The organism is Candidatus Avelusimicrobium stercoris, assembly GCF_002437085.1.
Lineage (GTDB): Bacteria > Elusimicrobiota > Elusimicrobia > Elusimicrobiales > Elusimicrobiaceae > Avelusimicrobium > Avelusimicrobium stercoris.
In genome coordinates, this window is sequence record NZ_DJOA01000015.1 from 1 (window position 1) to 24541 (window position 24541).

24 protein-coding genes and 2 tRNA genes are annotated in these 24541 nt (G+C 47.7%); 11 read left to right on the forward strand and 15 right to left on the reverse strand.

What is annotated here, in order from left to right; translation table 11 throughout:
• The first annotated feature begins 152 nt into the window (after positions 1–152).
• Positions 153–695 carry a type IV pilin protein gene (locus B2118_RS02420; RefSeq protein WP_428053012.1) on the forward strand — a complete coding sequence of 181 codons (543 nt, stop codon included), beginning with the start codon at positions 153–155 and terminating at the stop codon, positions 693–695.
• Between the two features lie 51 nt (positions 696–746).
• Here the strand turns inward: B2118_RS02420 and rdgB are convergent, their stop codons facing one another.
• The 5 genes from rdgB to B2118_RS02445 all read right to left on the reverse strand — a co-directional run bounded on the left by rdgB (position 747) and on the right by B2118_RS02445 (position 8780).
• Positions 747–1361: an RdgB/HAM1 family non-canonical purine NTP pyrophosphatase gene (rdgB, locus tag B2118_RS02425; protein WP_428053014.1), complete on the reverse strand. Its 615-nt coding sequence runs from the start codon at positions 1359–1361 to the stop codon at positions 747–749.
• Positions 1362–1378: 17 nt separating this feature from the next.
• A complete protein-coding gene (pepT, locus tag B2118_RS02430) occupies positions 1379–2779 on the reverse strand; it encodes a tripeptide aminopeptidase PepT (protein WP_428053015.1) in 1401 nt (466 codons plus the stop codon).
• 142 nt (positions 2780–2921) lie between these two features.
• The gene (gene pepT, locus B2118_RS02435; RefSeq protein ID WP_428053017.1) at positions 2922–4286 is read right to left on the reverse strand and encodes a peptidase T; all 1365 of its coding nucleotides are present in this window, start codon (positions 4284–4286) and stop codon (positions 2922–2924) included.
• Positions 4286–6997 carry a valine--tRNA ligase gene (locus tag B2118_RS02440; RefSeq protein ID WP_428053019.1) on the reverse strand — a complete coding sequence of 904 codons (2712 nt, stop codon included), beginning with the start codon at positions 6995–6997 and terminating at the stop codon, positions 4286–4288. The genes pepT (B2118_RS02435) and B2118_RS02440 overlap by 1 nt, the downstream gene beginning before the upstream one ends.
• A gap of 127 nt (positions 6998–7124) precedes the next feature.
• Positions 7125–8780 (reverse strand): phosphoethanolamine transferase, encoded by a 1656-nt coding sequence (locus B2118_RS02445; RefSeq protein WP_428053021.1) that lies wholly within the window; start codon positions 8778–8780, stop codon positions 7125–7127.
• 107 nt (positions 8781–8887) lie between these two features.
• Between B2118_RS02445 and B2118_RS02450 the strand changes: the two genes are divergently transcribed.
• Together B2118_RS02450 and B2118_RS02455 are read left to right on the forward strand one after the other, a co-directional pair.
• On the forward strand, positions 8888–9154 hold the full coding sequence (locus B2118_RS02450) for a hypothetical protein (protein WP_428053023.1): 267 nt from the start codon (positions 8888–8890) through the stop codon (positions 9152–9154).
• Between the two features lie 76 nt (positions 9155–9230).
• A tRNA-Ser gene (locus B2118_RS02455) sits at positions 9231–9317 on the forward strand.
• 119 nt (positions 9318–9436) lie between these two features.
• On the opposite strand, the gene B2118_RS02460 is transcribed toward B2118_RS02455, so the two are convergent.
• The gene (locus tag B2118_RS02460) at positions 9437–10036 is read right to left on the reverse strand and encodes an outer membrane beta-barrel protein (protein WP_428053025.1); all 600 of its coding nucleotides are present in this window, start codon (positions 10034–10036) and stop codon (positions 9437–9439) included.
• Positions 10037–10514: 478 nt separating this feature from the next.
• A complete protein-coding gene (locus B2118_RS02465; RefSeq protein ID WP_428053027.1) occupies positions 10515–10748 on the reverse strand; it encodes a hypothetical protein in 234 nt (77 codons plus the stop codon).
• Between the two features lie 182 nt (positions 10749–10930).
• Between B2118_RS02465 and B2118_RS02470 the strand changes: the two genes are divergently transcribed.
• A tRNA-Leu gene (locus B2118_RS02470) sits at positions 10931–11014 on the forward strand.
• 513 nt (positions 11015–11527) lie between these two features.
• Here the strand turns inward: B2118_RS02470 and B2118_RS02475 are convergent.
• The 4 genes from B2118_RS02475 to B2118_RS02490 form a co-directional block, all read right to left on the reverse strand.
• Positions 11528–11803 carry a thermonuclease family protein gene (locus B2118_RS02475; protein WP_428053028.1) on the reverse strand — a complete coding sequence of 92 codons (276 nt, stop codon included), beginning with the start codon at positions 11801–11803 and terminating at the stop codon, positions 11528–11530.
• Positions 11804–12029: 226 nt separating this feature from the next.
• Entirely contained in the window at positions 12030–12536 is a 507-nt protein-coding gene (locus B2118_RS02480) for a hypothetical protein (RefSeq protein WP_428053030.1), read from the reverse strand.
• Positions 12537–12545: 9 nt separating this feature from the next.
• Positions 12546–13130 carry a hypothetical protein gene (locus B2118_RS02485; RefSeq protein WP_428053032.1) on the reverse strand — a complete coding sequence of 195 codons (585 nt, stop codon included), beginning with the start codon at positions 13128–13130 and terminating at the stop codon, positions 12546–12548.
• 466 nt (positions 13131–13596) lie between these two features.
• Positions 13597–14355, reverse strand: coding sequence for a hypothetical protein (locus B2118_RS02490; RefSeq protein WP_428053034.1), 759 nt, complete (start codon positions 14353–14355; stop codon positions 13597–13599).
• A 64-nt stretch (positions 14356–14419) separates the two neighbouring features.
• Between B2118_RS02490 and B2118_RS02495 the strand changes: the two genes are divergently transcribed.
• A complete protein-coding gene (locus B2118_RS02495; protein ID WP_428053036.1) occupies positions 14420–15625 on the forward strand; it encodes an aminopeptidase in 1206 nt (401 codons plus the stop codon).
• Positions 15626–15727: 102 nt separating this feature from the next.
• Positions 15728–16513 (forward strand): hypothetical protein, encoded by a 786-nt coding sequence (locus B2118_RS02500; protein ID WP_428053038.1) that lies wholly within the window; start codon positions 15728–15730, stop codon positions 16511–16513.
• 159 nt (positions 16514–16672) lie between these two features.
• Here B2118_RS02500 and B2118_RS02505 read toward each other — a convergent pair whose 3' ends face one another.
• The 3 genes from B2118_RS02505 to B2118_RS02515 all read right to left on the reverse strand — a co-directional run bounded on the left by B2118_RS02505 (position 16673) and on the right by B2118_RS02515 (position 19750).
• Positions 16673–17296, reverse strand: coding sequence for an anaerobic ribonucleoside-triphosphate reductase activating protein (locus B2118_RS02505; RefSeq protein WP_428053040.1), 624 nt, complete (start codon positions 17294–17296; stop codon positions 16673–16675).
• 30 nt (positions 17297–17326) lie between these two features.
• Entirely contained in the window at positions 17327–17533 is a 207-nt protein-coding gene (nrdD, locus tag B2118_RS02510; protein ID WP_177748700.1) for an anaerobic ribonucleoside-triphosphate reductase, read from the reverse strand.
• Positions 17534–17689: 156 nt separating this feature from the next.
• Entirely contained in the window at positions 17690–19750 is a 2061-nt protein-coding gene (locus B2118_RS02515) for a ribonucleoside triphosphate reductase (protein WP_428053042.1), read from the reverse strand.
• Positions 19751–20113: 363 nt separating this feature from the next.
• Between B2118_RS02515 and B2118_RS02520 the strand changes: the two genes are divergently transcribed.
• A complete protein-coding gene (locus B2118_RS02520) occupies positions 20114–20371 on the forward strand; it encodes a hypothetical protein (RefSeq protein ID WP_428053044.1) in 258 nt (85 codons plus the stop codon).
• A 54-nt stretch (positions 20372–20425) separates the two neighbouring features.
• Here B2118_RS02520 and B2118_RS02525 read toward each other — a convergent pair whose 3' ends face one another.
• Positions 20426–20899, reverse strand: a complete 474-nt coding sequence (locus B2118_RS02525; RefSeq protein WP_428053046.1) for a TspO/MBR family protein — start codon at positions 20897–20899, stop codon at positions 20426–20428.
• Positions 20900–21023: 124 nt separating this feature from the next.
• On the opposite strand from B2118_RS02525, the gene B2118_RS02530 reads away from it, so the two are divergent.
• The 4 genes from B2118_RS02530 to B2118_RS02545 are packed head-to-tail and all read left to right on the forward strand — an operon-like array spanning position 21024 to position 24503.
• The gene (locus B2118_RS02530; protein WP_428053048.1) at positions 21024–21407 is read left to right on the forward strand and encodes an acetyl-CoA carboxylase biotin carboxyl carrier protein; all 384 of its coding nucleotides are present in this window, start codon (positions 21024–21026) and stop codon (positions 21405–21407) included.
• Positions 21408–21418: 11 nt separating this feature from the next.
• The gene (accC, locus tag B2118_RS02535) at positions 21419–22810 is read left to right on the forward strand and encodes an acetyl-CoA carboxylase biotin carboxylase subunit (RefSeq protein WP_428053050.1); all 1392 of its coding nucleotides are present in this window, start codon (positions 21419–21421) and stop codon (positions 22808–22810) included.
• Positions 22794–23258, forward strand: a complete 465-nt coding sequence (rfaE2, locus tag B2118_RS02540; RefSeq protein WP_428053052.1) for a D-glycero-beta-D-manno-heptose 1-phosphate adenylyltransferase — start codon at positions 22794–22796, stop codon at positions 23256–23258. Before accC ends, rfaE2 begins: the two co-directional genes overlap by 17 nt.
• A 54-nt stretch (positions 23259–23312) precedes the next feature.
• Positions 23313–24503 carry an aminotransferase class I/II-fold pyridoxal phosphate-dependent enzyme gene (locus tag B2118_RS02545; RefSeq protein WP_428053054.1) on the forward strand — a complete coding sequence of 397 codons (1191 nt, stop codon included), beginning with the start codon at positions 23313–23315 and terminating at the stop codon, positions 24501–24503.
• Positions 24504–24541 lie beyond the last annotated feature (38 nt).

The following is a 24541-nucleotide window of genomic DNA, read 5'->3' on the forward strand; positions in this document are numbered from 1 at the left end:
CTCAAATATAAAGGCCTTAAAAAGGAGAAAAAATGAAAGATTTTAGTAATGTTAGCCGTGCGGCCACTTGTGCTAGTGGCGTCATTCCCGAGTGTTTTAGTCGGGAATCTGTTGTTGCGAAACGACGAGATTCCGTACAGAAACCTTACGGAATGACGTCTGTTTGGGGCGGCCGCACGGCTAATATTTCTTGCGCCGCAAGTGCAGGTTTTACTTTAATTGAACTTTTAGTAGTCGTTCTTATTATCGGTATTTTGGCATCGGTGGCGATGCCCCAGTACGAAAAAGCCGTCAAAAAGGCGCGTCTAACCAAGGTAATTCCGCTTGTAAAAACGTTGGCTAATGCAGAAGAGGTGTTTTATATGTCTAACGGGTATTATACGGGAAATGTAAGCGAATTGGATGTAGATATGCCCGCTGGCGGCACCTTGGCCGGAGGAAGCACGGACGACGGGTATTTGCGCTTTCCGGACGGAACGGTGATTGATTTATTGTCTGGTACGGGTCATCAGGCAGGCAGTAGTTCATCTGGGAATCTACTTGTCGCGGCCCGTTTGCAAGACGGACTCCGTTATCTTCAATATTTAGAACACTCCGCCCGCCCCAATATGCGGGTTTGCGACGGCAATGAAGCGGTTTGCAAAAGTATGGGTGGCACGCAGATTACGGGCACTAACCAATACCAACTCCCTTAATGTGAAAAACCCCCGCGTTTAATACGCGGGGGCTTCCTTATAAAATCCAACTTATTTTTGCGGTTTTAACAGCACTAACCTTTCGGCTAATTTTTCAAACGCCCGGGCCCGGTGGCTGATTTTATTCTTTTCGGCTTCGGTCAGTTCCGCAAGCGTCTTTTTGGTTTCGCCCACTAGAAACAGCGGGTCATACCCAAAACCGTTTTCGCCGCGGTAACCAAAACCAATGTATCCGTCCAGCGCGCCCTCAAAGGTTTGTACGCACCCTTGCGGGGTTGCCAGGCAGGCCACGGTGCGGAAACTGGCTCCGCGCTGGGGCAGTAACTGCCCCTCCAAGGCGGATAACAACTTGCGGTTGTTATCGTCTGCGTCGGCGTGTTCGCCCGCATAACGGGCGGTATATACGCCGGGGGCTCCGTTTAAAAACTTTACTTCCAGCCCCGTATCGTCCGAAATAGCGGGTAACCCCGTTTGGCGGGAAGCATAGACGGCTTTTATTTCCGCGTTGTCTTCCAACGTGAGGCCCGTTTCGGGCGGGAGCGTTAAGCCTTTAAAATCCGCCAAACTGACGTATTCTATCGGCGTGCCGTTTTTGGTTTTTACGGGCAAGATGTCTATTAACTCTTTAAACTTATGCGGGTTGCCCGTAGCAATTAAAATCTTCATTAACTTGTTGCGCCTTCTTATTTCATCATTACGACTTCGTCGGTCATATTCAGCGCGACCAAGTACGCCTTGTACATATCTTCTTCGCTGAGCCACTCGGTGAAGGCGTGGGGGTTGTTTTGCCCCGTAAATACGGTGTAGGCCCCTTTGCCCAGTTTAAGCATTAACATAGAGGCCGTCGTGCCGGCGCGTTCTTCTTTAAAGTTCGGCGTTACGCCCGCGTTTTTGAGCGCGTTGGCAACCACTTGGTGCGCTTGCGGGTGGATGTTTTCGGCTACGTTGCCGTATTGTTTGGCAATCGCGCGTTCAATCTTCACGCCGTATTTAGCGCTGATTTCTTTGGCTACTTTGTCGGCGTAGTTCTTCCAGTCGTCAATGTTCTGCTGGCGGAAATCGCGCAGGCGGAAGTCCAGTTCGGCTACGTTTACTTTGCCGTCGCCCATATCCATATGGTGCAGTTCCACATAGCCTTGCTGGCCGCGGCTGTTGTTGGGCAGCCACTCGTCCTTGGCGCAGGCGGCGCCCAGTTCGCAGGCGGGTTTCCAAGCGTTTCTGTAACCGTTTTCAGCGGCCATAGATTGGTGTCCGTTTACACCGTGCACGCGGTAAATCACTTTTTCGGCATTAAAATTGCTTACCACTACTTCGCCGTTTACGCCGCCGTCAAAGTCAAAGGCGAGGTCCGGGTTGTAGGGGGTTTCTTCAATATAATCAGCCGAGCGGCCCACGTCTTCGTTGGGCGTAATGACGATTTGAATTTTACCGTGTTTTTTAGCCGGGTTTTCGGCCAAGGTTTGAATTAAGGTTACAATGACGGATACGCCGGCCTTATCGTCGGCGGATAACATTGTGGTACCGTCGGAAGTAACAATGGTTTTACCAATCATTTGCTTCAAATACGGGTCGGTTTCCAAGGTCATTGTGTGGCCGTTTTTCAGTTGAATCGGTTTGCCGTCGTATTTAGCGATTTTTTGCGCTTTAATGTTTTTGCCGATAATATCGGGCGTGGTATCATAATGGCAACTAAAACCCAAGGTAGGGGTTTGCCAATTTACATTGGACGGAATTTCCACATAAATATAGTAATGTTCGGACAAGGTGGTCTTAAAGCCGAATTTTTGGATTTCGGCGTATAGTTTTTTTGCGGTTTCAATTTGTTCCGGCGTCATATCGGCGGCGTCGCTGCTTTGGCTGTCGTAGGTGGTGTATTTTAGAAAGCGGTCCAGCATCGTGCTGCGGTATTTAGCGGCCAAAGAGGCATTTTTCTGCCCCAAATTCTTACGGACGGAATCTTTTACATAGGTGCGTTCACGCGGAGTATTGTTAGCGGGCCAGGCGGCAGCGGCATAGGCTTGGCTGGCAAAAGAAGCGCCGAAAACAAATACGGACAAAACGGCAAACAACTGTTTGATTTGCATAAAATCTCCTTTAATTAATATTACTATTATTTTATGAATCTGCCCCCTTTGCCGCAAGGGCCAAAAGACCTAAATAAAACTTGGGTCCTAAATGTAGGGGAAAAATAAAAAACCCCCGCACGGGGCGGGGGAGTGAAAGAGTCTATTTTTCTGTTTGCGGAGCGGGTTGCAGGTTCCACAGGGTAATTAGCCTTATCACCGTGCGCAGGGAGGCTTCCATTACGTCCACATCCGCATATTCGCGCTCGCTGTGCAGGTTGTACTGCCCGGCGAAGATATCCGGCGTGGGCAGGCCCATAAACGAAAGTGTAGAGCCGTCCGTCCCGCCGCGCGCCGCCATACGGTTGGGCGTAATGTCCTCTTGGCGCATTGCCATTTCGGCCAAATTTACCACTTGGGCGGGCAGGACCGTTTTCATATTCTTATACTGGTCTTCAAACGTCAGTTCAAAACCCGTACCTTTATAGTTCATTGCTTTAACGGTGTTAAAGGCGCGGGTAACCTCGTTTACAAGGCCTTGCATTTCCTCGTCCGTAAACGCGCGGATAATGCCCTTTACCGTGCTTTCGTCGCCGTTAGTAACAATGGAGTCCACCAAAATAAACCCGCGGCGGCCGGCCGTGTTTTCCGGGCGGCTTTGGCGCGGCAGGAGCGTATGGAAATCTGACGCCATTAACAGGTTGTCTGCAAAGGCGGAGTTCATTGCTTCACCGGGGTGGACGGCGCGCAAGCCCTTAAATACGGCGGTAAAGGCTTTTGCGTTAAAGGTTTCGTCTGTCAGTTGCCCTAGGTCGCTGCCGTCTAAGGTATAGGCGTAATCCGCGCCAAATGCGGCTACGTCCATTTTTTCGGCGCCTGTGCCCACTTCTTCATCCGGCGTAAAGGCTACTTTAATAAGCCCGTGTTCCAGTTCCGGGTGGTCATAGAGGTATTGCACCATCGTCATTATTACGGCTACACCCGTTTTGTCGTCCGCGCCCAATAACGTGCCGCCGGAAGCGGTAATAATATCGTGTCCTCGCGCGCGGGCGAGTTGGGCCGAGTTGGCGGGATTGATGACCAATTTTTTTTCGGCGTTGATGACGATATCGCCCCCTTGGTAGTTTTTATGCACTTGGGGTTTAACATCCTTGCCGGAGGCTTCCAGCGCGGTATCCATATGCGCGAGGAAGGCCACTACGGGCGAGGCGTTCGCCGAGGTCGCCGGGATTTCCCCGGTAACAATGGCGTGCGCGTCTATCTTTACGTTTTTAGCGCCGTATTTTTTAAGTTCCTTGGCCAGCGCCTTAGCCAGTTTTAACTGGCCGGGCGTGCTGGGGACCTTATCCGTTTGATCGTTGGATTGGGTGTCAAACGTAACATATTTGGTAAAGCGTTCCGTCAGTTGTTTTTTGGCTTCGGCTTTACTGTATTTGGTTACGGTTTTCCACTCCAAGTCCTGCGCTTGCGCCACAAGGGGCAAGCACAGGGTAGCCACGCAAGCGGCCGCGGTGTAAAATTTGTTCATTAGGCCAAATCCTCCAACGAAGCCGTAACCTGCGCCAAGGTAAGGCGGGCGGCGGCCAGTTCGTTTTTGGTCTTTTCCACCTGCTCTTTGGGAGCGTTTTTAATGAAACTTTCCTGCGAAAGTCTGGCTTCGCGCGAAGCAATGTTCGCTTTGGCGATAGCAAGGTCCTTTTCCAGGCGTTTCTTTTCCTTTTCAAAGTCAATTAAACCCGTAAGCGGTACATAAATGGCGATGTTGTCTGCCACCGCCGTAGCCGTTTGCTTGGGTTTAGGCAAATTAACGCCGATGTCCAATTTTTCAATTTTCGCCATTAATTTAATGTAGCCTTCGTAAGCCTTTACAACTGCTAAATCGGCCTCGTCCTTGGCAGACAAAACGGCCGCAATTTTGAGGCCCGGCGGCACATTGAACTGCGCGCGGATGGTGCGGATTTCGCGCGTAACGTTTTGCACAGCCTGCATTTTGGCTACGGCTTCGGTATTGACCCAAGCGGGGTTAAATTCCGGATAAGACTGGTTGAGCAAGAACTCTTCCGTCTCGCCAACATACGGGCGCAGAGAGGCGGCAATTTCTTCCGTGATGTACGGAATTAACGGGTGCAAGGCCTTTAACGTGCCGTACAAAATGTGTACGCAAAGCGCCATAACCTGTTCTTTTTCCGCCGTTTGGAAGCGTTGTTTGGCCAGTTCTACATACCAGTCGCAGAAATCGCCCCACAAAAAGTGGTAGAGCGTATTGGCCGTCAGCGCGAGGTTGTATTTTTCAATGCCTTCGCGAGCGGTTTTGATAGCGTTAGTGTAGCGGTCCAAAATCCATTGGTCGGCCAGTTCCGTAACGTGCTCCGGCATTTTAAGCGGGCCCGTTAAGCCTTCCATATTCATTAAGATAAAGCGGGAAGCGTTGTAAATCTTGTTGCAGAAGTTGCGCGCGCCCGTAATGCTTTCTTCGGAATACGGAATATCCTTGCTGGGTACGGCTTGCATTAAAAGCGAGAAGCGCACCGCGTCGGTCCCGTATTTGGCGGTCATATCCAAGGGGTCAATTACGTTGCCCAAGGATTTGGACATCTTCTTACCGCGTTTATCGCGGATAATCCCGTTCAAATACACGTCCTTAAAGGGAAGTTTGCCCGTAAAATCCAGCCCTGTCATTACCATACGGGCTACCCACAGGTACAAAATTTCGTACCCGGTTACCATTACGCTGGTAGGATAAAAGTGTTCCATTTCGGGCGTTTTTTCCGGCCAGCCGAAGACGGACATCGGCCACAGCGCAGAGGAGAACCAAGTGTCCAGCACATCGGGGTCCTGCACCAAATCGTGCCCGCCGCAAAGGGGGCATTTTTCGGGCTTTTTAAAGGATACAATCGGCTTTGCACCGTCTTCAAACGATACCTTGGTTAATTGTTCGCGGCCCTGTTGGTCGGTGGCAAAGGTGAGGCCTTTTTCGCTGCAATGGCGGCAGTACCACACCGGGATACGGTGGCCCCACCAAATCTGGCGGGAAATGCACCAGTCCTGGATATTTTTAAGCCAGCCCAAGAACGGGTTTTTCCAACTGGCCGGGTGGAATTGTAATTCTCCCGATTCTGCGGCTTTAATTGCCGGAGCGGCCAGTTTGTCCATTTTGACGAACCATTGTTCGCTCATAAAGGGTTCAATGGGGCTGTGGCAGCGGTAGCAGGTGGAAACGGCGTTGTTGTATTTTTCTTCTTTTACTAAGAGACCGGCTTCGTCCAAATCCTTTACGGTTTCCTTGCGGCAAAGTTCGCGGTCCATACCCAGATATTTTTCGGGGCAGTTAATCATCTTGCCCTTGTCGTTGATGACGGTCATAATGGGCAGGTTGTGGCGTTGTCCGACTTCGTAGTCGGTGGCGTCGTGCGCCGGGGTGATTTTTAAGGCGCCCGTACCGAAGCCGAGTTCTACGGCTTCATCGGTGATAATCGGGATTGCGCGGTTGGCGAGCGGGATAATAACTTTTTTGCCCACCATATTTTTATAACGTTCGTCCTTGGGGTTTACGGCAATGGCGGCGTCGGCGTAAATGGTTTCCGGGCGGGTGGTGGCAATGACGATACCTTCACCGCCGTCCTCACCTTTATAGCGCAGATACCACAATTTACCCGCGTGCTGTTCGTGCTCTACCTCAATATCGGATAAGGCGGTGGAACAGCGTACGCACCAGTTGATTAATCGTTTGCCGCGGTAAATATATTTCTTTTCCCACCATTGGCGGAAGCACTCGTAAACGGCTTGCGCGCGTTTTCCGTCCATCGTAAAGCGGATGTCGGACAAGTCCAAGGCCCAGCCCATTTTGCGGAACTGGTTGAAAATAGCGTTGCCGCACTCCTTGTACCAATCCCAAACGGTTTGCACAAAGGCTTCGCGCCCCAGATCGTGGCGGGATTTGTGCTGCTCTTTGGCGAGTTTCTTTTCAATGACGTTCTGTGTGGCAATACCGCCGTGGTCCGTACCCGGTACCCAATAGGCGTCTTCGCCGAACATACGGTGGGCGCGGATTAAAACATCCTGTAACGTGTTGGTGGACGCGTGCCCCATATGCAGCGCACCCGTAATGTTGGGCGGCGGGATAACAATAACAAAGGGTTTTTTGGTTTTATCGTTTTTGGCGGCAAACAATTTGGCGTTTTGCCATTTGTCGGCCAATTTTTGTTCTACTTCTTGCGGTTCATACGCTTTGGGTAACATAGTTTCTTCCTCGGTTTTTTGAATTTGCGTGATGTGCCTTCACGCGTAACCTATATATATTTTACCAATTATACCGCCCTACGGCACGGCATAAAAAACCCCGGGGCTTGCGTCCCTGGGGTGTAAATTATTTTTGTTCTTGCGGAAGCGGTAAGGTGCGGCACGAATCAAAGAAGTCTAATTTCGGGTCGTACACCTTGCTTTGGGATTCCATTAAGGTCAAAAGCGAGTGGGAAATATTATCGTGTGAGAATTTTCCTTCCGCAGCTTTCTTTTTAAGACAAGCGTAATCAATATGGTCGGATTTCTTCATTACGTCGCTCATCCAAATTACCATCGGCACGCGGGTTTGCGTTTCGGGCGCAATCGCGTACGGGATTCCGTGCAGATATACGCCGTTTTCACCCAAGGATTCCCCGTGGTCGGATACATACATCATCCCCGATTCCCATTTGGGGTGTTCCTTTAATATATTAATCACGCTGGCAGAAATATAATCCGCGTACAAAATGGTGTTGTCGTATGTATTGACGATTTGCTCGCGTGTACAGGTTTGAATTTCCTCCGTGTCGCAGGTTGGCGTGAACTTTTTGAATTTTTGGGGGTAGCGGCGGAAATACGTCGGACCGTGGCTGCCGATGGTGTGCAGAACGATAAACAAATGTTCGTCCTTGGAGTTCTTTAAATAATCGCGCAGTTCGCCTAACATAATTTCGTCGTGGCAGTAGAGCCCGTCGCAATATTTTTTATTTTTTACGTCCATTTCTTTGTTGGGTACGCGGGTGCAAACGCCTTTACAACCGTTGTCGTTTTCCAGCCAAAGTACCTTGTAGCCCGTTTGCTGTAACAAATCCAACAGGTTCTCGGTATAGCGGGCATCGGTGAGGTTAAAGCCGTCGCGCGTGGCGAACGAGAAAATAGCCGGTACGGAAACTGCCGTAGCCGTGCCTGCCGACGTAACGTGTGGGAAATTGACGATATCCTCTTTGGCTAGGCGTGGGTTGGTTTCCCGTTCGTAGCCATTTAACGAGAAGTTTTGCGCGCGGGCCGTTTCACCCAGTACGAGCACAAAAACCGTTTTCTTTTCGTCGTGGTAGGGGACGTGTTTGGCGTCTTCGTCCAGTTTAGTAAACGGGCGGCGGTGTTGGGCTTCTATCTGGAAATAGCGTACTGTGGCATACACATAGTTATGCGGAATAACCAAGCGGCGCACTTGGCGGTTGTTGCGCCCGAAGGAAGCGTATTCCTTATAAACAAACGGCGCTAATACCACCAGGCACAAAAGCAAAATGCCCACGCGGGCCAAGCGAGCGGTTAATTCTTTAAAAAAGGGTTTAAAAATAATTTTTACGCGGCACAAAATAAGCGACGGCAAAATACCCAATAAAACCAGCCACGAAACGGAACGCAGGGTGATTAAATCCTTTACTTCGCCGGGGTTGGTTTCAAAGGTGTTGCGAATCATATCCGCATCAATAAACACGCCGAATTGATAAGTTAAATAGTTGACGGCTGCCGACACGATAAGAATCAGCACCATAAGCGGCTTGCCGACATACGGTAATAACAACACGCAAAAGGCCGCATAAATAACGGTAAAAATCAATATAGGTAAGGACAATAAAAATACGCCGTCCGCAAAGCCGGAAACGCTGACGTGTGTAAAAACGAAACGCCAAAAACTGATGTTCATTAGTAGCAAGAAATAGGCGGATAATATAGCCACCAAGCGGGTAGCGGGGACTTCGGGCCTGCGGGCAAGCAAGGATAGCAGTTTCTTCATTTTAATATTCCTGTTTTTAATATATGTATATTTTACCAATTTGGCAAATTACTAGCCTAGGCCCGGGCAGGCTGTGCAAATGGCCCCGATTATGCCATAATATAAATATGGAAAACAAAAACTTGGTCCGCACGGAAGAAATTATAGAGCCCGAAATTTTGGACGAAAACGGCAACCCCATTGGGGGGGAGCATACGCCCAAGGATTCCGCACGTCAAAAAGGCGACAACGGGGGGATCTTCGGCGGAATTTTGGTGCTGGCCTTTGGGTTTATTATGACGCTCCTTGTTGCAGCGTTTAGCATTTTTGTATTGGTTCCGCTAATGCTTATCGGACGTGTGTTGGGCTTCCAAGTGCGTACATTTAAACGCTGATTTCAACGAAAACTTTTCCACCTGCACATTTTTTTGCTATAATAAACAAGTAGTCATTAGACCGCACACCGATTTTGGAGAGGTGGCCGAGCGGTTTAAGGCACAGTCCTGGAAAGACTGCATACGGGAAACCGTATCGAGAGTTCGAATCTCTCCCTCTCCGTTTGAATTTAAAAAGCACCCGAAAGGGTGCTTTTTTACCAAGAAAGAGTAAAACAATGCCAACTGTTTAGTGTCGCGTAGAATTTAAAACCCCGCCAATGCGGGGCTTTTTATTAAGGCTTAAAAGTGCAGTCCTGCGCGCAAGGCAAAAGAGGCTTCCCACGGGGAATTTAACTGAAAGAAATTGCCGACTTTATCTTTGAAAAAGTAAGATACGCGTCCTTCCAACCCCAAGAAAAAACCGCCATAAATATCTACTTCGGTTCCCAGGCCGGCCGTTAAATAAGGGGAGGTTTCCTTATCCTCTACCGAACGCAAATAAGAAATTTTCCTTTCCATGGCGCCGGCTTCCAGCAAAGCATATGAGCGTGGTGTGGTATCGGGCGATAAATTAAATTTTCCTGCTACGCCCAAACGACGGGTTTTATACGAGGAAATCAGGGGCTGATTGTCTTTTTCCTTGCTAAAATAAACCGCTGGCCCGAGTGAAAACCAAGAGGAAAGTGAATATAACAAGCGCAAATCGGTAATGTTTTTATCGTGGAGAACCGTATCGCCGGACGGTTCTTGCAAAGAAGCAGAAGTTACGCCCGAGCCAACGGAAATTTCAAAACGGGGAAAATTAACAGGTTCCGGGGAAGCGCCTTGTCCGGCGCGGTACATTTGGGCATATGACGAAACATATGATAAGAGCAAAGCGAGAAGAAAAAAATGTTTCATAATAAATATATTTTAACAACTAATAATCCATTATTAAATACCCCAATCTAATTAACTCTAAATAACTCTTTTTATCAAAACAACTCAGGCATTTCTTCTAGGACTTACAAACAGGGCGGAATAAAATTCCGCCCTGTTTGTAGGTAGGATATTACATAAATAAGATACTTTTCTTTTTCTTATACTAAAATAACCCGAATATTCCCCGTTTTTTAGCGGGAGCAGAGTCTTGGATCATATTTAAACGGCGTTTTTTAACGATTTCTTCATCCATAGGGCGTAAATTAACAACATCGCCTTTATATCCGCTTACGATAATTTGGTCCACGGAATGCAGACATAGCCCCAAAATACACCAGTTTTTCTTTTTGATAGAAGTGTATCGGGGCGCAACTATAACATCCGCATTATTTTTAGAAAGGGCATCGTAAATGGCTCCGCGCGTACAGGCTCTTGGGGCAGAGTTTCCTTGGGGTTCTTACATATCAACTCCATAAGTTTGCTTTTGAGGTTGTTTTGTAATAAACCCGAACCAAGTTTCACACTCAGCCGCGCCACTAATCGCCCGGCCTACTTGTATATCTGCTTGTAACGGACGCGGTTCTATGGCAACGGGGTTCATTAACACACTTTGCCGGCCATTGTGCTGTTCCACAGAGGCACAGCCAATCAATAAAAAAAGTAAGGTTCCTAATATTAGTAATTTTTTCATTTTTATTATAACAACTTTGCTCTTTCTATCCAATAGTAGGACAGTAAATTTATATTTATTGCGTACTGTAAGGTAAAAATAGAGAGGGTAATTTTGCCTTAATTTTAAGAGAAATTTGGAAAACCAAAAAGAAATATTTTCTTTTTGAAATAAATTTGCTAGAATAAATATACAAGATTTATGCCGGGGTGCTGGAATTGGTATACAGGATAGTCTCAAAAACTATTGCCCGCACGGGCTTAAGGGTTCAAGTCCCTTCCCCGGTAAACTATAAAACCTGCTGAAAAGCAGGTTTTTTGTTTATAAAGGGGAAGCAGGCAAACTGCTTTGCCTGCGCAGGGACTTGAAGGCCGGAGCGATGTTTGAGTTTGCGCACATAAAGGTACTTCGGTGCGCAAGGCGAAAACCGCGAGGCCCGGCCCGGAGGCTTTTTCCGTCAGGGAAAAGATCGTAGGGAAGTTTCCTTCCCCGGTAAACTATAAAACCTGCTGAAAAGCAGGTTTTTTGTTTATAAAGGGGAAGCAGGCAAACTGCTTTGCCTGCGTAGGGACTCTACTTTTAACCACTAAAAACCCCGGGCGTGAACCCGGGGAGTTGCGAATACCGCACAGCCCCCCAGGAGGGAGTTCGGGGAGTTTCACATTTTTGCGAAAAAGTTAGAGTCTTTAAAATTTCAAACGGCATTTCCTGTATGACTATTTTATAAAAAGCGCCCCGGCTAAAATGGGGCTAGCCGGTTTTTCCCTTTTTCTCAATTTTCCCAGACACCAGTCAACTGGTTATTTGCTTCCGCATGAGTACGGTACGGCCAGTTTTTTACCCAAAAGGGCTTGAGATAAACTTTTTTCCTTCTTCCGAGTAGTTTCTAGCGGCTCGCGCACGAAAACATCACAGAGCAGGCGGAAATACTTGTCCTTTTGGCAGTTGCGCAGGATAATTGGGCCGCTTTTTAAAAATTTTTCTGTAAACCGCTTGGCTTTTTGGGCGAGTTCTTTTTCGCAGGGGTCTTTTGTTTTTAACTCCGGGCAGTCTATCCCGTTTACGCGTACGGACATTTTTTTACAAAACAGGGGATACCTACAGGCCAAATAGACCTTAAAGGTATCCCCGTCATACATGGTTTTCTCTCAATCATCAAACTGCTTAATACCTACCATTTAGTATATCAGGGAGACAAGCCTTTACTAATCCGCTTAATATAAAGCATATTAAGGCCAAAATGAAGTATGTTAAGTTATTAGAGCCATTTTTGTTTTCCAACATAACGATTCTCCTGTATAATTAGAGTTTAGATACTTCATTAAAAAACTTTAGTACTATTTCTGCTGTTGTGGTCATCTTTATTGCTAAATAATAAGTATCAATTGGATTATTAAGCTTCAATTTCGGATTTTCATAATCTTCAGCACACGCTGGATCTATTAAGATATCTCCTAACACAACACAACAAATCAAAACCGGATGAGTTTCCCATTTTTTGGTATCACAAAACAGCCATTCGCCTCGTAATTTTCCTCCCCTAATATTCTTGCCGTATAAGTCCAAACGTTGATCAAAGAGTTGGGTCTCCTTATTTGTTAAATGCATATTAGCAATAATTTTTTGAGCGACCTGTTCTCTATTTTTATGTGCTTGCATGCTAGCTATATCAGCCACAACATATATGATTGGTTTTAGCTCAAAAAATAGCGATTTTTTCCATGAAGTATCAAGGAAATTTTTCATAATTTCATCATAGGTTTGAGTGTACAAGTCAGAAATGCTTTGTTTTGTAATAAAAGGCCACATATTTTCCTCCTAGAATTCTTTTTTAATATTGTCTAAAGTCAATTGATGATATTTCATAAAAGCACTTTGTTGAATAGATCTAAATATTTCATCTTTTTCATTTTTTGGCATTACCTTTTCTGTTACTAAGCTCAGAATAAAAACACAGGTTTTACACAACTTATCTATATGCATTATATTTTCTTCTAAGGTTTTATTTCTATCCGATTCTATAATGGTCATACCATAAATTAGGGCCTGACCTACAGTCGTTTGTGTATCTGGATCTAACAAAGGCTTATCAGATAAATAATCTTGAATAATTGCCCGTATCATTTTGATATCATAGCACTCTAATAGCATTTGAATTCGGAACCATAGTTCTAAACAAAACCGAATATTAGCAGTCCCTTTGAATGGTTGAGCCTGATGGTCATCTGGATGTGTGGCAAAATGCTTTGCCTGTTCAAGGAAACCTTGGATGGTAATAAAGTTTGCTTCGTATGGTTTTAATTCTTGGAAACTATCTATATAAGCCATTTTCCAAGCAAAAACTAATGCCGGACCAATCCATATAATTATTATTCCAACAATTATTAATCCTCCAACAAGCATATTCTCTCCTTAATAAACTTTTTAACTCAACTATAACACGAAGCAAAAGCAGGCAAATAAAAACGGCTGTTATATTTGAGCCATGAACACTAACCCAAATAATAACAGCCGTAGCCCCCGCCATATATAAAATATGGCAGGAAGCACTCGACAGAGTACACACAAGGGATCAGCTCGCGCGTACTCTGTCTAAATCGGCTGTTTTTGGAGTGTTCATGTGCCGTTGGTATCCCAACAGCGCACCGTATTCTACATACGGTTCCAAAAACAGAATAAAATTGTATATAAGCCGCGTTTAAGGCTTATTTTGTAAATTATATTTCTCCAACTACTAACAGTTTATCAGTATTATACATTTTAAAAGAGGTTATAACAAGTATGAGGAAACGCCAGCAAACTTGCTTTGCCTTGCGCGCTGGACTTCATTTTAAGCATTAAAATACCCCGCACTTGGCGGGGTTAATTTTTAAAAGAGTAACGGGGCTATCAAAAAGGATATCATTAGCCCGAGTGAGTAACTGGTTACGTTTGTGGTTAAACTTAACATAAACGCATCGTGCAGGGATATTTTTTTGCGGTTCATCAGCCGGATGATAAGCGCTTCTGCCAGCAGGCAGAAAATCCACAAAAGTGCTGTTTCCTTTACGTACCGCACGAGTACAATCCACGAAGCCGCCGTCGTAAACAAATTCGCCAGCGCCACGCTGTACAAAATGGTAAAACTTTTTTTGGTGTAGTTTAAAAAGGCCGCCGCCGCGAACAGTTCCAAAATCAAAATAACGGCGAGCGAAGTCCACGCATCCCGGCGGGCCCAAGGACCGACATTTTCCGCCGTGCCCGCAGGGGTAACGTCCAGCGAATCCGCGCCAACTTTTACGTTAAAATGCGCCCGCAGTGTATCCGGCGAGGCAAACACTTGGCTTTCGCGCTTTGTGCCATCCGCAAACGCAATAATCAATTTTTGAAAGGGCTCGTAGTCGTACGCAATAGAAAAGCAACTGCTTTCTGTGCAACGCAATTTTTGCAAGCCGTAAGACCCTAGCGGCTTGGCGGAAATACATTGGTTGTCCTCGCATTGGAGTTGCTCGCTGTGCAAGGGGTCAATGGCCGGTTTATTTTCCGTTTCGTAAACGAACGAAAATTCCATTTCCGGCTTGGGGGATACATCCGCCCAGACGGGGCAGATACAAAAAAAGGCAAAAATAATAAGTAATAATTTTTTCATTTTTTTCACACGGAATATTATATTTTGTATTATAACATTAATATAAGATAGGGGGGAACACAAAATGTTTTTTACCAAGAAGCAAAACGAAAAATACGCCGATGTAATGATTTGGGCAATGGAATCCGCCCGCAAAAACGGAAAATTTAAACCATATGATACCGTTCTGCTGCGCAGCGATTTTTCTGCTCGCCCGCTGGCGGAACAAATTTATTCCAAATTGTTGGAAAAACGCTACCAAGTGGTATTGCGTTGGAACGCGCCGGAAAATTTTTCTAAAACTTTTTACACCGTAGCCGACGATAAACAACTGGCCTTTTTAGCCCCCGGCGAAAAAGAATTTCAAGGGGGCATTAACGGTCTGATTTCCTTGCGTGCGCCCGAAGATTTAACGCATTTAAAAAATGTGGACCCGGCCCGCATTGCCAAAAGTGCGGTAGCGCATAAACCCTTGCGCGAAATTTTGGACGTGCGCGAACAAAAGGGGCTCTTTGCGTGGACGTTGTGCAATTATCCGACGGAAGAACTCGCCAAACGGGCGGGGCTTTCCGGCAAGGAATACGCCGCCCAAATCGCCCGCGCTTGCTTTTTAAATGAAAAGGACCCCGTCAAAAAATGGCAGGAGGTAACCCAAGCCGTTACCGAAATCGGCGAGTGGCTTTCCAACTTGCCTATTCACACGCTGCATATTGAATCTAAATCAATGGATTTTGAGGTTCTATTGGGCGCAAAACGCCGCTTTGTGGCGGGGGGAGGATGCAATATCCCGTCGTTTGAAATTTTTACATCGCCCGATTGGCGCGGCACGCGCGGCGTCTATTTTGCCGACTTGTCCTCTTACCGCAGCGGAAATTATGTAAAGGGCGTGCGTTTGGAATTTAAAGATGGGCGCGCCGTCAAGGCGGATGCCGAGCAGGGGGCGGCCTTTGTGCGCAAAATGCTGGCAATGGATAAGGGCGCGGCGCAAATTGGCGAGTTCTCGCTGACCGACAGACGCTTTTCCAAAATTACCAAGTTTATGGCTGATATTTTGTACGATGAAAACTTTGGCGGCAAGTATGGCAACTGCCACGTTGCCGTTGGGGCCAGTTACGCCGACACCTACACGGGCGCGCAAGATAAACTGACCAAAGCCGTAAAAGAAAAACTGGGCTTTAACGATTCTTCCCTGCATTGGGATTTAATCAATACCGAGGACAAAAAGGTTACCGCCCGCTTAAAGGACGGCTCCTTAGTTACGGTGTACGAAAAGGGCCAATTTAAATACTAGGACCTTTTGCCCCTTGGGCCTAGGTCCAAAGACCCTGGTACAAAAGGTTGTATTATTTTAAACTAATAGTAAGGAAGTTACTTAAAAAAAGGAGAGTAAACTATGAAAAGATTTTTAACCGTAGCATTAGCGTTGTTGCTGACGACGGGGGCCTTTGCCCAGAAGAAGATTGAAAAGGACACGACCTTGGACGCAAAACTAACCAAGGCAGTTACGGCGGCTACCTTGAAAAACCAAGCCGGAGTGGCAGGTGCCTCCGAAGTGATTAATGCCTATAATACTTTTGCCAAATCTGTCCAAGCCAAACAATACCACGATTTTAACTATGTGTTCCAGGCAATGGACGAAGTCCGCGTAACCTTTATGGCGTTGCAAAAGAAAGCGCCGGAAACCGCGGCCCGCGCCGCCCAAATTATCAACCGCCCGGTGGCGATTGCCAACGGTTCCTATTTCTTAACGCTTGAAAATTACCTGCGTATGGAAACTGTGAACTTACCTCAGAGCGAACAAGTAAAATTTGATGCGTTCCATACCGCCTTGTCTAACGCCTTGGACGAAGCCAATGCCTTGACGGTAAACCAAGCGCTGCCGAAGGCGTATGCCGATTCTGTCATTGCGTTCCGCAAATTCGTCAGAAGCACCAAACAACTCAATGCTAACTGGATTTTGCAGAGTATGATGAACCCGATGGACGAGTTTAATGCCCAGTTGAAAAAGAATCCGCAATTGGGCCCGGCGATGGCGAAGGAATTTGTAAAGCCCATTAAAACCTCTTGGGGTACGGTGAAACCCGTAGACTTTATCAACGAATACGCTATTACCTTGCAAGGCCCGGTACAGGACGATTTGTTTGACTTCCGCGACAATCTGAACCGCTTTGCCCGCTAATAAAAACTTTTCATAGCAAACCCGCCCGGAGCAACCGTTCCGGGCGGGTTTTTGTTGTTTTAATGTGTGCAAAAGGCCTGCTTTTTTGGGGGGAATATTCCCTGGCGGACCATAAAAAAACGCGCCAGCAAGCGCGTTTTTTGCAAAATAAAACCAATTTTACAACTCGGTATGCATTACCTTTAAGGCGGCCTTTTCTTTGGCTACGGGCAGGCATTCTTGCACGCGGTAGTGTTTGCCGTCGGTCAGTTGCGTGATAGCCGCAATGTCCGCGTCGGTCAGCACTTCCTTGTCGTAAGTGGTGCGGAACTCGTATCCAAGCCCGCTCTCTACAATTAATTTCATAGATTCGCGCAGTACCGCCGGGTTAAAATCCACTCCCGTGATGAGTGAATATTTTTCCAGCGGGGCTTTTAAATCCATTGCGATAAAATCCAGCAATTTATCGTGAATTAATTGTTTAAGCACATCGGGGCGGGTGCCGTTGGTATCCAACTTGGTAGCATAGCCCATCCCTTTTAATTTGGCCAGGAACTGCGGTAAATCCTCGTGCAGGGTAGGTTCCCCGCCGGATACTACAATCCCTTCCAAGGTGCCTTGGCGGCGCTTTAAAAAGGCGTCTATTTCTTCTTCGGCAACGGGCTCGGCGAACATATGCGGATAGACCAGTTCCGGGTTGTGGCAGTAGCGGCAGCGAAAATTACACCCTTGCGTAAAAATCACCGCGGCCGGCCGTCCGGGAAAGTCAATTAACGTAAATTTTAATAATCCGCCTATCTTCATACCCAGTCCGTTGCGCTAAAAGCGAAAAACTTATTTGTCGCAACCGCAAGAGCAGCCGACGTGCATCGTTTTTCTCATCGCAAATTCTTCTTTTTTGCCTTTATTCCAGTTTTGTACGGGGCGCAGATAGCCTACGACTCTGGAATAAACCTCGCATTTGGAACCGTGAACGTCGTTCAATTCTTTTTTAAGCTCCGAGATTTTGTTTTCAACTACTTGTCTTTCCTGTGCAGTCATTTGTATGTCTCCTGACGAATAATAACCTATGTTGACGGGAACGGGCCCGTGAAAACCCGTTACTTTATTATGGCACTTTATGGTGCCGTCCGCAACCGCTTTTTTGGGTTATCTTTGACGGGCAAAGTAACCCAAAAAAGGTAATATTTTACAGAACTATTTGCTGTATAACTGTTCTTCCAACAGTTTAATCTTGTGTTCCAGTTCCTGCATCCGTTCGGCCTTGCATTTGGGGCATTCAAAGTGTTCGCCTTCAATGTAGCCGCACTTGGGGCAGACGCTGAACGTGGGGGTGATGGAGAAGTACGGGAGTGTGTACTTTTCGCAGACGGTTTTGATGAATTTCTTCATCGCTTCCAAGTCTTTAATCTTTTCACCCGTAAAGATATGCTGTACCGTACCGCCGGTGTATTTGGATTGGATCGTGCTTTGCAGGTCCAGCATTTCAAACACGTCGTCGGTATAGTTGACGGGCAACTGCGAAGAGTTGGTATAGAAGGGCTGGTGGCCCTGCTTGTACAATTCTTCGTTGGCACAGATAATTTCGGGATAATGCTCTTTATCCAGTTTCGCCAAGCGGTAGGACGTACCTTCCGCCGGGGTGGCTTCCAAGTTGTAGTTGTTGCCGGTTTCTTCCTGGAATTTTACGAGCGTTTCGCGCATAAAGGTCAGCACATCTTCGGCAAATTTTTTGCCTTTTTCTGTGCCGATATCTTCGCCCAACAGGTTGACGGAGGCTTCGTTCAAGCCCACGAGCCCGATGGTGGAAAAGTGGTTCTTCCAAAATTCGCCAAAGCGCTGGCGCACCGAGCGCAGGTAGAAACTCATATACGGATAGAGGTTTCCTTTCGTAAAGCGCTCAATGACCTTGCGTTTGATTTCCAAACTGTTTTTGGCCACTTCCATACGGTCCTTTAAAAGGGCGAAGAAGTCTTTTTCATCTTTGGCCAAGTAGCCCAGTCTGGGCAGGTTAATGGTTACTACACCGATAGAGCCCGTCAACGGAGCGGAACCAAACAGACCGCCGCCGCGTTTGCGCAATTCGCGGTTGTCAATGCGTAAGCGGCAGCACATAGAACGCGCATCTTCGGGGTTCATATCGGAATTAATAAAGTTGGCAAAGTACGGAATACCGTATTTAGCCGTCATTTCCCACAAGGGGGTAAGTTTGGGGTTGTCCCAATCAAAATCTTTGGTAATGTTATACGTCGGAATCGGGAACGTAAACACGCGGCCCTTGGCGTCGCCCGCGAGCATTACTTCGCAGAACGCGCGGTTTAACATATCCATTTCCGCCTGGAATTCGCCGTAGGTTTTGTCCTGCAATTTGCCACCGATGATGACAGGCTGGTCCTTATAGTAGGACGGAACCGTCAAATCCAGCGTTAAGTTGGTAAACGGCGTTTGGAATCCCACGCGGGTAGGCACGTTTACGTTGAACAAAAATTCCTGCAAGGCTTGTTTTACATCGTTGTAAGAAAGTTTATCGTAATAGATAAACGGTGCGAGCAAGGTGTCAAAGTTGCTGAACGCCTGCGCGCCGGCGCTTTCGCCCTGCAAGGTGTAAAAGAAGTTGACTACTTGGCCCAAAGCGGTGCGCAAGTGCTTGGCGGGTTTGCTTTCGGCCTTGCCGACTACGCCCGTAAAACCGCTTAAAAGCAGGTCCTGCAAGTCCCAGCCGACGCAGTACGCGCCCAACAGGCCCAAATCGTGCAAGTGGAAATCGCCCTCGCTGTGCATCCGGCGGACGTTTTCGGGATAAATTTTGTTGAGCCAATAGACCTTGCTGATTTCGGAGGAAATATAGTTATTTAACCCCTGCAAAGAGTAGCCCATATTGCTGTTTTCGTTTACCTGCCAGTCAATTTTTTGCAAATACTGGTCCACCAAATCCACGTTAAATTTGGAGGAAATTTCACGCATACGGGCGTGCTGGTCGCGGTACAAGATGTAGGCCTTGGCCGTCTTGTGATAGTTAGAGGTCAAAAGTACATCTTCCACGATGTCCTGTACGTTTTCCACGTTGGGTACGGTGTCGGAATAGAGTTGCTGGATAATGTTAATGGCGCGAATCGTTAATTTTTTGGCGGTTTCGGCGTCAAATTCGCCGGTCGCTTCGGCGGCCTTGGTAATGGCACGGGTAATCTTTTTAGAGTCAAAATGTTGCGTCGTACCGTCTCTTTTAACGATACGGGTAATAACTTCGGAGTTTTCCATAATAGTTGTAATCCTAGTAGAATAATTCGCCGCTAAATAAACTAACGACTTTTAAAATTTTGGCAAAAACGGACCAAAAATGCAAATCCCGTCTTAAAACCGATTTTGCCGCAAGCCTAAAAATGTGGCCCTCCGACGGGAAAAACGCTCTTTTGTTGTGTCTTTTGAGCGGGGCCGGGCAGGCTTATTAATAGTAATTATTACTAATAAGCAGGTTGCTTGTCAAAAATAAATCCAATAATTCCTAAAAAATAAGGAAAAACGGCGCGTCTTTTTAGGCGGCTTTTTTAACCTCTTTTTCGGGGCTTGACGAACGCCGGGCAAAAAGTTTTAATAAAGAAAAAGCCGGAAAGGGGGAAATATATGGACTTTTACCAATGGTGTGTACTGGTAGCGGTAGTTGCTTTTGTGGTGTTGGTGATTTTTGCGGTGCGGGCGTTTTGGCAAATTACCCGCACGGCCGAAGCCGTGGAGTATTTGGCGGTTTCCACTGCGGAAAATGTAGATAAAACGAAGAGCGCGTTTGACTTAATTGATAATGTTTCCACGCTCTTGGATTCTACTTTTTACAAGGTAATGAAGGTAGGTATGGATTTAGTGCGCCATTACCGCAGCCGCTAATATCGTTTCCTTTAACAAAAGCCCCGGTCTGCGTGCCGGGGCTTTTCCTTGTGCCTAATTAAGCAGCCAAAACCCGAGGTTTAAATAACACGCAAAAAACAGCCACACGGCATACGGCACCAGCAGCAGGGCGGCCAGTCCATCCTTTTTGCGCGCATCCGCCCACAGCCAAAAGGTTTCCGCCAGCATTACCAGCAGCAGCAACAGGGACAACTGCATATTGTGCCGCCCAAAGAAAAGCGGCGTCCACCAAATATTAAGCACCAGTTGCAGGATAAATAAAACAGCGGTTTTCTTGCGTCCCTGTAAGCCTTTATTAAAAAGAAAGAACGCGCTTATCCCCAAAAATAAATACAGCAGGCTCCATACCGCGCCGAAAACCGCATCCGGCGGCACGAGCGGCGGCTTGGTAAGCCCGTGATACCAAACCAAATTTTGCCGCACGATATACCCGCCGGGTAAGGCGGGTAACTGGCAGACGACCAGCCAAAACAAAAGCGATAAAAAAGTTCTGTAAATGTTTTTCATAGTTTTACCGTAGCATTTTGCGCGTCGCGGCCCAAGGCCGAAAAAGGGTTATAAAAGCGTGTTGTTGGGTTTATAAAAATGGTAAAATAAACTAAACGTATTTTATTTATATATTGAGGACATTATGGACACCAAACTCATTACGGAAATTACCGATTGGCTCAAAACCACCGATTTAGCCGAATTTTGCTACGAAAAAGACGGCGATTGTATTGAAGTAAAAACCCAAGAAGCCCTGCCGGAGCCCGCGCATTTTGAGTGCTCGCTTACGGCGGTATCTTCTCCGGCCATCGGCATTTACCACGCGGCTGAAAAAGGCAAAAACTTGGCGCTCAAAGAAGGCCAAGCCGTAAAAGAAGGCGACGGTTTAGGCGTGGTGGAAACCGTTTCCCAAAAGCATAAAGTAACGGCCCCCGTGTCCGGCAAGTTGCGTGTCGTAACCGCCAAAGACGGCGCTCCCGTGGAATTTGGTTTGCCGCTATTTTTTATTGAGCAGGCCGCCAAATAGGAGCGTAACCAATGTCTGCTAACATTAAAATTACTCCCTTTAAAAAAGTTTTAATTGCTAACCGCGGCGAAATTGCGCTGCGCGTTATCCGCACCTTAAAAGAAATGGGCATTAAGTCCGTGGCTATTTATTCGGAAGCCGACCGCAACAGTCTGCACGTCCGTATGGCCGATGAAGCCGTTTGCATCGGCGCCGCGCCCTCACCTTTAAGTTATTTAAATATGGATGCCATCGTTACCGCCGGGAAAATCACCGGGGCCGATGCCGTTCACCCGGGCTACGGCTTCTTGTCCGAAAATGCGGACTTTGCCAAAGCCGTTACCAAGGCCGGTATGACGTTCATCGGGCCGACCGCGCACTCTATTGAAATGTTGGGTGTTAAATCCACCGCGCGCGAAATTGCCGTACGCGCAGGCGTGCCGATTACGCCCGGTTCCGACGGCATTGTAGGTAAAAACTTCCGCGAAGTGGCCCGCAAAATTGGTTTCCCGATTATGATTAAAGCCACCTTGGGCGGCGGCGGAAAGGGTATGCGCGCGTGCCTAAAAGAAGAAGATTTGGAACTGATGATGGAAACCGCGCAGGGCGAAGCCCGCGCCAACTTTGGCGACGACCGCGTATATTTTGAAAAACTCGTTTTGAACCCGCGCCATATTGAGGTGCAGGTAGCCGCTGATAACTACGGCAACGTAGTGGCGTTTGCGGAGCGCGATTGCAGTATGCAGCGCCGCCACCAGAAACTGGTGGAAGAATCCCCGTCCCCGTTTGTGGACCCGGCAACCCGCCAAAAACTCCAAGAGGCCGCTTGCAAATTGGTGAGAGCCGCCGAATACCGCGGTGTCGGTACGGTTGAGTTTTTGATGGCGCAGAATAAAGAATTTTACTTTATGGAAGTAAACACCCGCTTGCAGGTGGAACACCCGGTAACGGAATCTGTCTGCGGGCAGGACCTCGTTAAAATGCAGTTGCAAATTGCGCAGGGCGAACCGCTCCACATCACGCAAAAGGATGCGGCGGTTATCAAATGCCACGCGATTGAACACCGCATTAACGCCGAAGACAGCGAACACAATTTTACGCCGTGCCCCGGCACCATTACCGAGTGGATTCCTTCGGGCGGATTGGGCGTGCGCGTGGACAGCCATATGTACACGGGCTACACGATTCCCAGTTATTACGACAGTTTGATTGCCAAACTGATTGTTACCGCGCCGGACCGCGAGCACCTGCTTGCGCGTTGCCGCCGCTGCTTGGGCGAATTTTTGATTGAAGGCGTAAAAACCACGATTCCGTTCCACCAAAAAATCGTCAATAACCCGGACTTTATTAAAGGTAATATGGATACGGGCCTTATTGAGCGGATGATGGCGCAGGAGAAGGAAAAAGGTGAAGGCAAAAAATAAAATTTTAGGCCCTCGTGCGCTTAAAAAATTTGTGGAAACCGCCCGTGCGGAAGGCAAAAAAATCGTTTTTACGAACGGTTGCTTTGATATTTTGCACGCCGGGCACGTCAGCGTGTTGGAGTTTTCCCGCTCTAAGGGTGATGTGCTGGTGGTCGGGCTCAACAGCGATGCTTCCGTGCGCCGCTTAAAGGGGCCCACCCGCCCGGTAAACACCCAGGCCGACAGAGCCTTGGTGCTGGGGGGGCTGGAAAGTGTATCCGCCGTCAGCATTTTTGAGGAAGATACGCCGTATAATTTGATTAAAATCGTCCGCCCGGATGTGCTGGTAAAGGGCGGAGACTATAAACCCGAAGAAATCGTCGGGCGTGAATTTGCAAAAAAAGTGGTGCGTTTCCCCTTGCTTAAAGGTCGTTCCACCACCAATATTATTAAAAAGGTAAGTAAATAAACCGCTTTGCGGCTTTTGGGCTGCGGCGCGGTTGTTGCGTCAAGAGGATAAAATATGTCTGATATTTTTGAGAAATGCAAAAACTACAAAGACGCCAAACTGGCTATGCGCTTGGGCATTTACGGCTATTTCCAGCCGATAGAATCCGCGCAAGGGCCGGAGGTGGTGTTGGGCGGCAAAAAATACATTATGGCCGGGTCCAACAACTATTTAGGCTTGGCGGATGACCCCGAAATGAAGAAAGCCGCCGCCGAAGCCGCTTTGAAATACGGCACCGGTTGTGCCGGCTCCCGCTTTTTAAACGGTAACACCAAGGCCGCCGATGCGTTGGAAGAACGCATTGCCAAATTTAAACGCAAAGAAGCCGGGCTTATCTTTTCTACCGGATATCAGATGAACTTGGGCGTAGTGTCGTGCTTGGTTAAAAAGGGTGACTACGCGATTGTGGATAAACTGGATCACGCCAGCATTTTGGACGGTATTAAACTTTCCGACGGCGAAATGGTGCGCTTTAAACACAACGAACCGGGCGACTTGGAACGCGTAATTTCCAAACTCCCCGCCGAAGCCGGCAAACTGATTATTGTGGACGGCGTATTTAGTATGGAGGGGGACATTTGCCCCTTGCCGGAAATCGTCAAAATCGCCAAGAAATACGGCGCCCGTATTATGGTGGACGATGCACACGCGACGGGTATCATCGGCAAAACGGGCCGCGGCACCTGCGAATATTTCGGATTGGAAAACGGCGAAGTAGATTTAGTCGTCGGCACCTGCTCTAAAACCTTTGCCACCGTTGGCGGCTTTGTCGTGGGCGATGCGGATATTATCCATTACATCCGCCACAACGCCCGCAGCCAGATTTTTTCCGCGGCCTTGCCGCCTGCCTGCGTGGCCTCTATCACCAAGGCGTTGGAACTCATTGAAAACGACACGTCCCGCCGCGACAATTTGTTCCGTTTGACGGCCAAACTTAAAAAAGGCTTGGAAGACTTGGGCTACGATTTGGGCACCAGCACCACTCCGATTTTGCCGGTACACGTCGGCAGCAACGAAAACTGCTTTAAAATGTGGCGTGCCCTGCACGAGTTGGGCATCTTCTCCAACCCGGTGGTCAGCCCCGCCGTGCCGCCAGGCCACGCGCTTATGCGCTTGACCCTTATGGCGACCCACACCGACGAACACGTTGCCAAAATCATTGACGCTTTTGCCAAAGCGGGCCGTGCGGTAGGTGTGATTAAATAGTTTATTTGTAGGATGACCCCGGTCTTTGCGGCCGGGGT

Coding starts and splice junctions, on each gene's coding strand:
- B2118_RS02485 (WP_428053032.1), bottom strand. CDS start 13,130: ATGCTTGTTGGAGGATTAATAATTGTTGGAATAATAATTATATGGATT.
- B2118_RS02490 (WP_428053034.1), bottom strand. CDS start 14,355: ATGAAAAAATTATTACTTATTATTTTTGCCTTTTTTTGTATCTGCCCC.
- B2118_RS02465 (WP_428053027.1), bottom strand. CDS start 10,748: ATGAAAAAATTACTAATATTAGGAACCTTACTTTTTTTATTGATTGGC.
- B2118_RS02445 (WP_428053021.1), bottom strand. CDS start 8,780: ATGAAGAAACTGCTATCCTTGCTTGCCCGCAGGCCCGAAGTCCCCGCT.
- accC (WP_428053050.1), top strand. CDS start 21,419: ATGTCTGCTAACATTAAAATTACTCCCTTTAAAAAAGTTTTAATTGCT.
- B2118_RS02505 (WP_428053040.1), bottom strand. CDS start 17,296: ATGAAGATAGGCGGATTATTAAAATTTACGTTAATTGACTTTCCCGGA.
- pepT (WP_428053017.1), bottom strand. CDS start 4,286: ATGAACAAATTTTACACCGCGGCCGCTTGCGTGGCTACCCTGTGCTTG.
- pepT (WP_428053015.1), bottom strand. CDS start 2,779: ATGCAAATCAAACAGTTGTTTGCCGTTTTGTCCGTATTTGTTTTCGGC.
- B2118_RS02495 (WP_428053036.1), top strand. CDS start 14,420: ATGTTTTTTACCAAGAAGCAAAACGAAAAATACGCCGATGTAATGATT.
- B2118_RS02530 (WP_428053048.1), top strand. CDS start 21,024: ATGGACACCAAACTCATTACGGAAATTACCGATTGGCTCAAAACCACC.
- B2118_RS02480 (WP_428053030.1), bottom strand. CDS start 12,536: ATGTGGCCTTTTATTACAAAACAAAGCATTTCTGACTTGTACACTCAA.
- B2118_RS02545 (WP_428053054.1), top strand. CDS start 23,313: ATGTCTGATATTTTTGAGAAATGCAAAAACTACAAAGACGCCAAACTG.
- B2118_RS02520 (WP_428053044.1), top strand. CDS start 20,114: ATGGACTTTTACCAATGGTGTGTACTGGTAGCGGTAGTTGCTTTTGTG.
- nrdD (WP_177748700.1), bottom strand. CDS start 17,533: ATGACTGCACAGGAAAGACAAGTAGTTGAAAACAAAATCTCGGAGCTT.
- B2118_RS02420 (WP_428053012.1), top strand. CDS start 153: ATGACGTCTGTTTGGGGCGGCCGCACGGCTAATATTTCTTGCGCCGCA.
- B2118_RS02525 (WP_428053046.1), bottom strand. CDS start 20,899: ATGAAAAACATTTACAGAACTTTTTTATCGCTTTTGTTTTGGCTGGTC.
- B2118_RS02500 (WP_428053038.1), top strand. CDS start 15,728: ATGAAAAGATTTTTAACCGTAGCATTAGCGTTGTTGCTGACGACGGGG.
- B2118_RS02440 (WP_428053019.1), bottom strand. CDS start 6,997: ATGTTACCCAAAGCGTATGAACCGCAAGAAGTAGAACAAAAATTGGCC.
- rdgB (WP_428053014.1), bottom strand. CDS start 1,361: ATGAAGATTTTAATTGCTACGGGCAACCCGCATAAGTTTAAAGAGTTA.
- B2118_RS02475 (WP_428053028.1), bottom strand. CDS start 11,803: ATGTCCGTACGCGTAAACGGGATAGACTGCCCGGAGTTAAAAACAAAA.
- B2118_RS02450 (WP_428053023.1), top strand. CDS start 8,888: ATGGAAAACAAAAACTTGGTCCGCACGGAAGAAATTATAGAGCCCGAA.
- B2118_RS02460 (WP_428053025.1), bottom strand. CDS start 10,036: ATGAAACATTTTTTTCTTCTCGCTTTGCTCTTATCATATGTTTCGTCA.
- B2118_RS02515 (WP_428053042.1), bottom strand. CDS start 19,750: ATGGAAAACTCCGAAGTTATTACCCGTATCGTTAAAAGAGACGGTACG.